The following is a 9099-nucleotide window of genomic DNA, read 5'->3' as shown; positions in this document are numbered from 1 at the left end:
CCCTACCAGCTTTTGCGTGATGCCATGCATGCGTGATGCCATGCATGCGTGATGCCCATGTACTAACCTAAGTGCATACTGCTCTAAATGTGTTGCCGTTCCGGGTGACTGCGGAATTATTCGGCAGGGTGCTGTCGGGAACGATTTGCGCTCTCGCCCCCGACGCGCGGGCGTTGCGCCGCACCGGCAGTAAACACCACCCCCCGCCCCGAAAGCCCGGTACGGAGTGGGGGGCGTGTTCGGTGGCCCTAATTAGGGCCGGCCCAGTTGGGCCGCCGGCGAATTACCGAACGATGGTGCCGATCAGTTGCTGAAATTCGGCTGGGCTGGCGATCGCGATCGCTTCTCGCAACAGCCGGCGCAGGGTGTCAGGGTCATCAATGCCATTCAAGGCGTCCGCCACCTCTGGGGGGACAGCATTAAAGCGAACTTCCAGGATGGCGAGCGTTTCCTCTCGCAGGGTTCGCCTGGTTGCCTCCTGAATGCCCTCTTGACGGCCCTGTTGACGGCCCTCCTCTTTCGCCATTTCTTCCACTCGACTGATAAACGGCATTTGTCCTTCCTCCCTTTGGCGAATTAACTCAGTTTTAAATTCTCGTTGCAGTTCCTCTGGTAGCGCCATCATCCGGTCTACAAATCGGATCCGGAAAAAAGAACCTGAGAAACTCTTGGAAATAGGTTTCTATCGCTTCTTTCCAAGATTCGTCGTATTCTGCTATAATCTCCGCCATGTTTTACATTATAACTCTCTGGTTTCATGATTCCCCTCGTTCCCAGCCACCCTTACGGGAAGCCTGCGGCTACAGCCTGGAAGGAAGGTTTGTAGTAGGGCTTTAGCCCTACCGCTGGCATCTGAGAGGTTTACGAAACGCTACTCGCCAAAAACAAACCGCTAATATTCAGCCGGCCAGCCCTCACTTATAGCCGTTTCATTTGAGTGAAGTGCGGGTCAGAAACCCGGTTTCTTTAAGAAACCGGGTTTGTCAAGAAACCGGCTCTCTCAGCACCTCACTCATCCTACTCCCGCTTGATACTATTGGGCACACCCACCGGCGAAATGCCGGCAATCGCCCTTAAATTTTGCGAGCGAATTAGCTCAGTAAAATTCAAGCTGGTGCGCCCTTCAATTCTCGCCACGGATTCAATGGCTGCCAGCAGGTAACCGGCAGCTTCGCTTTCAGAATAGCCGCGCCGCACCGCCACCCGGATTGCCGCTTCATCCGCCTCCAGTTCGGTTTGGGAACTGCGGAAAGCCCGCCAGATTTGGGCGCAGGCAAACACACTCAGCCCAGCCGCAACCGTCACGCCCACGGCATCTCCCTGCGCCAGTTCCACCGCCGCCCCCAAAAGCCCAGACAGCACCACTCCCCGGTACAGATCGGGCTTGAACCAGCGGATGCCGGTCAGCCAGCCCGCAGTGCGCAGCAGCAGCAAATCCCGCTGCGGCTTGGGCAATTGCCGCCACAGGTCAAAATTGATGAAAATCGGTCGCTCCCTCGCCCAGGGCAGGGGGAACGGGCTGTCAATTATTACAGCCTGCTGCGGTTTGCTGACGATTTTAGCCATCATGCGCCCAGAGGCGGGCATGACATCCAGCAGGCGTTGAATTTCAGCGGCGGGTTCCATCGGTTTTGTGGGTTGAGGCTTGCAAAAGGCTTAACGGGTGCGAGTGCGCGGGGCTGGCGTTTTCGCTGCCGGCACTTTGGGCGCAGGCGGCGGCGATGGGCTGGCTTCCAGTGCCGGTGCCGGTGAGGCAGGCACTGGTGCCGGTGCGGTCAGCGCGGGTTCCGGTGCCTTCTTCGAGCCTAAAATACTGGGGTTGCCGGTGTCAAAAACTCCAGCCACGCAAGCAATCATTATCGTTGCCAGGGTGCCGGCAAATAAAGCCTTCCAGCCCAACTCGGAAATATCTTTGCGCCGTGAGGGAATTAGGGCAATGGTGCCGCCGACAAAAATCCCCACCGAAGCGAGGTGCGCGAATCCAGACAGGGCGTAGCTGACGATCAGTACGGTGCGGTCGCTCACCTGCCCCGTTTTGGCGGCTTCCGCCAGCGCCTGATAGGGGGGAATGGCGGTTTCCAGCAGTCTCCGCCCAATAATCACCGAGGCTTGCCAAGATTCGTCAAAGGGGATGCCGGTTAAAATTGTCAGCGGGTAAAATAAGAACCCTTGAATATTTGCTAAGGTCACCACCTGAAACAGGTTGCCAATGGGAGATGGCAGCCCCGCCAGCCAGCCAAAGAATTGATTCACTAAAGAAACCAACCCCAAGATTAAAATCAGCACGGCGGCAATTGAAACTGCCATTCTCACCCCATCCAGCGCCCCCACAATCGCAGCGTCCAAGGGGCTGACCCGCTCGATGGGCTCTCCCGCTACTGTATCCTGTTTGAATTCCTGATCGTCCTCACCCAGCGCCGAGCTGCCAATTTCTGCCCCGCTGAACTCTTTTTGTTTTTTCTCGGCTTTTTCTTCGTGGGGAATCCCGCCGGCAGTCAGGGGAACTTCTGTCTCGGGCACCAAAATTTTCGAGAGCACAAAGCACGCGGGAATGGCCATGATTGAGGCGGAGACTAAATGCCCCAAGATGTTGGGAAACACCGGCTTGAGGAAACTCACATAAATCGCCAGGGTTGAGGAAGCCGCTGTCCCAAAACAGCAAGTCAGAATCGCGCACAGCTCGCTGCGGGTCATTTTGGGCAAATACGGCTTGACAACGATTGCCGCTTCGATGCCGACAAAAATATTGGCGGCTCCACTTAACGCCTCCGCCCCGCTCAAGCGCATGGCCTGGTAAAATATTTTAGCAAAAACATCGGTAATCACTTGAATGACGCCAAGGTTGTAGAGCAGTGCCATCAGTCCGGAGAAGAAAATCACTGTGGGCAAGGCTCGAAAGGCGAAAATATACCCCAGATTCACCGCCGGATCTTTGCCGGGTACGGGGACAATATTCGCTCCAAAAACAAACCGCGCCCCATTGTCGGCTGCTGTAAACACGCTGTCGAGCAAGCTGCTAAATGCCTGCAGGGCGTCCCTCGTTAGCGGGAACAGAAAGACCAAAGCGCCTAGAATTAATTGCAAGGCGATTCCCGACACGGCGACACGCCAGGGAAACACCTTCAACCGCCGGTCTTCGGAAAACAACCAGGCGATCGCGCACAAGCCAAAGATTCCCAGGAGGGAGATGAAGTTGAGGTAGATAGGATGAGGCATGAGCTGAATCCTCGCACATATTGGCGGATGCTGTCCAGTCCGCCGTCTGGTGCCATCGGGATCGGGCCGGCAACATCGCTGGCCATCACAGGCGTGGCTAGACGCACCGCTTTCCCGCACCTTCGGACAATTAAGACAATAACCAAAAACCAGACGCCCCAATGCGCTCTCAGGTTCTGAGATATTCAAAGCAAGCTGAAGTGAGCGCAAATTTTAAGATTCTTATCGCAGTTTTCCCATCAGTCAAGTCCCCCCCCTTTCCCCCCCGCAGGGCAACCGGAACCGGTGCCGGCGAGCGAGCAATGGGCGTGGGCACCGGAAGCTCATCCGCCCTGACTCCTTTCAGCTGCAAAGTGCTGTAGCGCTTTTCACTCTTGCCGGACACAACTCCTGTCGGGAAATGTGCTATTATATACAGCGGGGTTTGGCAAGGTTTGTATGAATCCCTCTCAGGGATTGAAATCAAAAGAAAAAACGCAACGAAAGAACCCGTCAGCTTTTGACATGCCTTAAGTTAAAATGAATCCTGGAAACGGGACTCAAAACATGGAAGCTTTCGATCCAACCCCACCCGACTGGACAAATCAGGCAATTCACGCCCACGACTTCGGCTGCCCGAGATGCAAATCCTCCTCCAGGGAAGCAGAGCGGGTTTGGATTAACCGGCGCTCGCCGGTGTATACAGAGGACAACCGGCGCAAGTGGCAGGAATTCTACCACTGCCACTGCGGTTGCGTCTGGTGGGCGTGGAGCAACGAACGCCCCGCCTCAGAGCTGTTGAGTCGCGATTGGTTCGAGGAATAGTCTCAGCTCCACTGAACCGCACGGCCCTCCCCCACACCCCAAGCAGCGATAAAATTACCAATAAAACGGATATGAGGAAGTTTTTCGATGCTGGAAGCCTGTTTATGGTCAATTGGGGCTAATTATTTTAGTGGGAATCCGCAAGATTAATCATCTTTACCACCCGAGGGCCGGCGCAACTCTCACATCAACTCCGGTTAATTGCCCATAATATTTTTCGACGGAACTTCAGAAGTAGATCGCGGAAGGCACCCCACCGGCAAGAAACCGAGTTTCTTTGGGCTGCCATCCCAAGAAACCCGGTGTCGGGTATGGCCGCACCGGCAGCCCGCACAGCCCTCACTGCGGGGAATCTGAAACAGATTGCTGGCGGACAGGAATTTCGATGACAAACTCCGATCCCTGACCGGGTTCGGAAAAACATTTCAATTCTCCGCCGTGTCGCTCCACCACAATCTGGTAACTGATCGACAGCCCCAGACCGGTGCCCTTGCCGACAGGTTTCGTCGTAAAGAAGGGATCGAACAGCCGGCGGCGCACCGCCTCGCTCATCCCTGGGCCACTGTCGGCAATCGCGATCCGGACAAATTGGCAACTGGGCGCAGGGCATTGGGCACTGGGCATTGAGGATTGCTCTTCTTGCCGGTGCCCCATTCCCAATGCCCCACTCACCACCTCAGTGCGAATCCGGATCGCCGGCGCTGGGCGCTGGGCGCTGGGCGCTGGGCATGGCCGGTCCCCGGCACCCGATGGCCGGTGCCCCATTTCCAAGGCATCAATGGCGTTGGCAAGGATATTCATAAACACCTGATTGAGCTGACCGGCATAGCACTCCACCAAAGGCAGGTCGCCATATTCCTTCACCACCGCAATTCCAACCTGCCCCGCTTTCGCCTTCAGCCGGCTGTTGAGAATCAGCAGCGTGCTGTCAATGCCTTCGTGAATATTCACCGGCTTCTTCTGCGCCTCGTCCAAACGGGAGAACGTGCGCAGCGAAAGCACAATCTGGCGGATGCGGTCAGCCCCCAACTCCATAGAAGCCAGAAGTTTCGGCAAGTCTTCCATCAAGAAATCCAAGTCAACTTCCTCTCGTTTTTCCAGAATTTCCGGCACAGGATTGCGGTAGCACTCCTCATAAAGCTGCACGAGTTCCAGCAAGTCTTTTGTGTATTGAGTGGCGTGGGCGAGATTGCCGTAGATAAAATTGATCGGGTTATTAATTTCGTGGGCAACACCGGCAACCATCTGCCCCAAACCCGACATTTTTTCGGTCTGAATCAGCTGAGATTGAGTGCGCTGCAACTCCCGCAACGTTTTTTCCAGCTGCTGCGCTTGTTCCCGGAATCGAGCTTCCGATTTCCGCAGCGCCGACTCAGCAGCTTTGCGCTCAGTAATGTCCAGTCCCACCGAAAAAATGAAATCTAACTCACCGCAGGTCTTAAACACCGGTCTGGAGTGCCACTCTACCAGCAATTCCCGGCCATCCGAGGTCAAGATGCGGCTCTCCCCCGAAGCGATCTGCTTGAGTTCGACCTGACTCCTAAAGTCCTGCGCAACCCTCTCCCGATCCCCCTCGGGCACAAATCTCGACAGATAGTCCGTATCGGCCACTTCCTCCAAAGTGCACCCCAGAGCGCCCAGCATCGCTTGATTCATCATCAGAGTTTTCCCTTCAGCGCTGAGGGCGACAAAAAAAGCGGGAGAAGTTTCTACCAGCGTTTTGCTGAAGTCCCTTTCTTTGCGCAGAGCCTGCTCCGCCCGCAGCCGGTCGGTGACGTCGCGCAGTAAAATCAGAAAAGCAATTTTATCCTCCCATTCTGTTTCCACCACCCGCATGTCCGCAACCGCTGTTTCCTCCTGAAGCCGCATCACGTCAACCAGGGTTTGCACCACCCGCATGTCTCCAGGGCCGGCTGTCCCACCCACTGACATAATCGCCGTGTCAATCTCGCAAGCTTGCCGCTCCAGGACAAAGCTGCCGAACAGCTGTTTCCCCAAAAGTTCCTCAACCTTGCAGTTAAAAAGAGATTCCGTTGCTGGGTTGGCAAAACGGACAATCCCCTGACAGTCAACAATAATGATGCTGTCAGCATTCTTGTCGATAACGCTGCTGAAACGAGCCTCGACCGCTTGCAACTCTCGCTGTTGCCGTTGCAGCTGCAGCTGCATCTCGTGCCAGTCCAGCGCTTGACGGATGGAATCGATCAAACCGTGAGAAGATATCACAGTGTGACTGTCTGCCGATTCCCGATTCCGGCCAACCTGTCTGTCTACTCCCACTTGACCTCTAGCAATCCTCACAACTTTGTTTCTGCCGGCAATATACATCTTTTATTCTCCCATTGGCTTGCCTGGTTTTTCCGCGCTGTCTTTTCGCCTGAAGTTCCCCCGAACTTAACTTTCAAAACGTCTTCCTGGAGAGCCTGACTTCTAAAAAAAATCCTCAAACCGCCAAACTTACCCGCTTTTACCTATCCGTTTTAATCTCCCCTCTTATAGCTCGGTCAGGCACCCTGTTTAAACGCTTCGTTCAAAAAGCGCTATGACTAAATCTAGCTTACTCTTGGCTGCTTTTTTTCCTAGCTTTTTACATACTTTTGTTATCTTCTAGAAAAGATCGCAAATTCTGTTGCGCAGATTACACTGTTACATTTTTTAACTTTTCCAAAGCAACAGCTTGCAGTCCCGATGCGAGCAACTGGCTGATCCAGCAGTCTTTGTCCAGAGGCTGACAGTCCCACGCCTAGATTAATGCCTCCCCAAAAGGACCCCCTCAAATAGGGCAGATTGCTCTTCCTATTATTTAAAAAAATTGCCAAAAGCTAAACCCTAAACCCCGGCGCTAAATGTTGAAATCTCAAATCTCAAATTTTTTTTCTACCTCTGTCATATCATAAATTTTTGCGCCCAAACCTAAAAAAAGTATAAGATTTTACCTGCAGCGATCCCAAAAAGAATATAAAAGCTGCCAGGAAATGACCCTCACGGTTGCAGCAGGTTGAAGAAAATGTTAAGATGGGCGAGCCTCAACTGGAAATAGGAAGAAAAACTCAATTTTGGCATGGACTGGCAGGAAGTAGCGGGTAACTGGGTCTTCATTCCCCCTCGACCCACCGGCATCGTGCATTTCCTCGGGGGAGCTTTCGTCGCCACTGCGCCCCAGCTCACCTACCGGTGGCTGCTGGAACAGCTGGTACAGTCGGGGTATGCGGTCGTAGCCACCCCGTTCGCCAACACCCTCGATCACGCCGAGATCGCCCGCTCCACCCTGTGGCGGTTCGAGCAAACCCTCAATCGCCTGCAGTCAACCGGGCGGTTAAACAAGCAGTACCTGCCGGTTTACGGAGTGGGCCACAGCATGGGCTGCAAACTGCACCTGCTCACCGGCAGTCTCTTCGACGTTGAACGCGCCGGAAATATCCTCATCTCTTTCAACAACTACCCAGCCAGCCGGGCCATCCCCCTGGTCGAGCAGCTGTCGCCCGTCTTCCCCGTCGAGTTCACCCCAACACCGGCAGCCACCAACGACCTGATTGCCAAGCAATATCGAATCCGCCGCAATCTCCTAGTCAAATTTAACAGCGACGACATTGACCAAACAGCTGGCTTGAACCCGCTGCTGCAGCGCCGGTTTCCCGATATGGTCACGCTCGTCACCCTCAACGGCAACCACCTGACACCCTTGGGGCAAGAGCTCAGCTGGCCAGCTGGCCAAGTCTTCTCACCGGTAGATGCCCTCGGTCAGTGGTTCCGGCAAGAAGTCTATCGCGATTTGAAGCAGCTCAAACAAGAAATCCTCCGCTGGCTCAATCCCCTCGGCCCCAAGCGCTAGGCCCTATTTTCGCCGGCAACAAACAACCCCACCCCCAACCCCATCCGGTGCACGCAGTTATAGCAGCAGTCATATTGGTTAGGACATCCGTGACCTAGGGAAAAAGGCGTAGGGCAGGCGTTCCCTCCTTGCCCTGTTGATCTAATGTCCTAACCTAAGTGCATACTGCCATAGCCTTCTTTTGTCACTTTGGAAAGAGTATAATAAGAGAAGAGCGTTCAAACCCTTGTGCTGCATATGGTTAAGCCCCGAGCTGCCCGACCGACCGTCAATTTTATCGATGAGTATTGCGCCCCCTACAGAGATATCTTTCCAGAAGTTAGAAGCTTTGAAGCTTTTAAGCTACTTCACCTCGGAATGATTTCAGACATTAAACGCAAAACTTTACCAGCTATAGCCAAAATCTCTGGCCTTGAGAACGAACAATCTTTGCACCATTTTTTGACTCAATCACCTTGGAAAAGTCCCCAGCTAAAAGCCAGAAGACTTGAATTAATATTAAAAGCGCTTCGGGGGCGAAAAATTATTTTAATCATTGACGAAACCGGCAGCCCCAAAAAAGGAACTAAGACGGATTATGTAAGCCGGCAGTACATTGGCCCATTAGGGAAAGTTGAAAACGGTCTAGTGGCTGTGGCTGCTTATGGATTAATCGACAGCATAACTTTCCCCCTAATTTTTGAAGTGTACAAGCCGAGAAAGCGCCTCCAACCAGGAGATGTCTACAAAAGCAAGCCAGAAATAGCTGTTGAATTGCTCCATCAGTTAAGAGAGATGGGATTTGAAATAGAGAGAGTGCTAGCTGACAGCTTTTATGGAGAAAGAAACAGCAGATTTATCGCCGCCTTAGAAGAGATCAATCTTCCCTATCTTGTGGCAATTAGAAAGAATTACGGAGTCTGGATTATTCCCGAGGAAAGCGTTACAGCCTCTCAGTGGAAAAATTTTAAGCGAGTTTTTCCCGATGGCCATCAAGAAATTAGATTCATTCGAGAATGGGGATTTGGCCAAAGAAGAGAGCGGCGTTACTGGGAGATAACTACGGATACAAAAACGCTCCCGTCAAATTCTACTTGGTATGCGATCGCGAGAATTTCTGGCCTCACTTACCTTGATGTTGGCAATTTTTATGGGAGCCGAACTTGGATAGAAGATGGGTTCAAAGAAAGCAAAAATGAACTGGGCTGGGCGGATTTTCGCCTCACTCAGTACGAGGACATTGAAAAATGGTGGGAAATAGTAGAGAG

At 53.2% G+C, this 9099-nt stretch carries 9 protein-coding genes; 4 read left to right on the top strand and 5 right to left on the bottom strand.

From position 1 onward, the window contains the following. Positions 1 to 71 precede the first annotated feature (71 nt). Positions 72 to 314: a hypothetical protein gene (locus OSC10802_RS51410; protein WP_155968526.1), complete on the top strand. Its 243-nt coding sequence runs from the start codon at positions 72 to 74 to the stop codon at positions 312 to 314. Here the strand turns inward: OSC10802_RS51410 and OSC10802_RS0128640 are convergent. From OSC10802_RS0128640 to OSC10802_RS0128625, 4 genes are all read right to left on the bottom strand, one after another. Beyond that, positions 284 to 553 (bottom strand): RpnC/YadD family protein, encoded by a 270-nt coding sequence (locus OSC10802_RS0128640; protein WP_017720214.1) that lies wholly within the window; start codon positions 551 to 553, stop codon positions 284 to 286. The genes OSC10802_RS51410 and OSC10802_RS0128640 overlap by 31 nt on opposite strands. A 464-nt stretch (positions 554 to 1017) precedes the next feature. Then, positions 1018 to 1626 carry a DUF3318 domain-containing protein gene (locus OSC10802_RS0128635; protein ID WP_017720212.1) on the bottom strand — a complete coding sequence of 203 codons (609 nt, stop codon included), beginning with the start codon at positions 1624 to 1626 and terminating at the stop codon, positions 1018 to 1020. A gap of 30 nt (positions 1627 to 1656) precedes the next feature. Further along, the gene (locus OSC10802_RS0128630; RefSeq protein WP_017720211.1) at positions 1657 to 3216 is read right to left on the bottom strand and encodes a NupC/NupG family nucleoside CNT transporter; all 1560 of its coding nucleotides are present in this window, start codon (positions 3214 to 3216) and stop codon (positions 1657 to 1659) included. Between the two features lie 169 nt (positions 3217 to 3385). Beyond that, complete coding sequence (locus OSC10802_RS0128625; protein WP_017720210.1) at positions 3386 to 3601, bottom strand: hypothetical protein; 216 nt, start codon at positions 3599 to 3601, stop codon at positions 3386 to 3388. A 161-nt stretch (positions 3602 to 3762) separates the two neighbouring features. On the opposite strand from OSC10802_RS0128625, the gene OSC10802_RS0128620 reads away from it, so the two are divergent. After that, on the top strand, positions 3763 to 4020 hold the full coding sequence (locus tag OSC10802_RS0128620) for a hypothetical protein (RefSeq protein ID WP_017720209.1): 258 nt from the start codon (positions 3763 to 3765) through the stop codon (positions 4018 to 4020). 339 nt (positions 4021 to 4359) lie between these two features. Here OSC10802_RS0128620 and OSC10802_RS42250 read toward each other — a convergent pair whose 3' ends face one another. Beyond that, positions 4360 to 6348, bottom strand: a complete 1989-nt coding sequence (locus OSC10802_RS42250) for a PAS domain-containing sensor histidine kinase (RefSeq protein WP_017720208.1) — start codon at positions 6346 to 6348, stop codon at positions 4360 to 4362. Positions 6349 to 7081: 733 nt separating this feature from the next. Between OSC10802_RS42250 and OSC10802_RS0128610 the strand changes: the two genes are divergently transcribed. Then, on the top strand, positions 7082 to 7852 hold the full coding sequence (locus tag OSC10802_RS0128610) for a DUF1350 family protein (protein ID WP_017720207.1): 771 nt from the start codon (positions 7082 to 7084) through the stop codon (positions 7850 to 7852). Between the two features lie 237 nt (positions 7853 to 8089). Then, on the top strand, positions 8090 to 9099 hold a 1010-nt coding region (locus OSC10802_RS42245; RefSeq protein WP_017720206.1), incomplete at its 3' end, for an IS701 family transposase.

This window comes from Kamptonema formosum PCC 10802, assembly GCF_000332335.1.
Lineage (GTDB): Bacteria > Cyanobacteriota > Cyanobacteriia > Cyanobacteriales > Oscillatoriaceae > Oscillatoria.
Note: the sequence above shows the minus strand (reverse complement) of the source record. Positions and strands in the feature narration are given on the sequence as shown.

Excerpts from the sequence above, each read along its gene's own strand:
- OSC10802_RS0128610 (WP_017720207.1), top strand. The coding sequence starts at position 7,082 with ATGGACTGGCAGGAAGTAGCGGGTAACTGGGTCTTCATTCCCCCTCGA.
- OSC10802_RS0128620 (WP_017720209.1), top strand. The coding sequence starts at position 3,763 with ATGGAAGCTTTCGATCCAACCCCACCCGACTGGACAAATCAGGCAATT.
- OSC10802_RS0128640 (WP_017720214.1), bottom strand. The coding sequence starts at position 553 with ATGCCGTTTATCAGTCGAGTGGAAGAAATGGCGAAAGAGGAGGGCCGT.
- OSC10802_RS0128630 (WP_017720211.1), bottom strand. The coding sequence starts at position 3,216 with ATGCCTCATCCTATCTACCTCAACTTCATCTCCCTCCTGGGAATCTTT.
- OSC10802_RS0128635 (WP_017720212.1), bottom strand. The coding sequence starts at position 1,626 with ATGGAACCCGCCGCTGAAATTCAACGCCTGCTGGATGTCATGCCCGCC.
- OSC10802_RS42250 (WP_017720208.1), bottom strand. The coding sequence starts at position 6,348 with ATGTATATTGCCGGCAGAAACAAAGTTGTGAGGATTGCTAGAGGTCAA.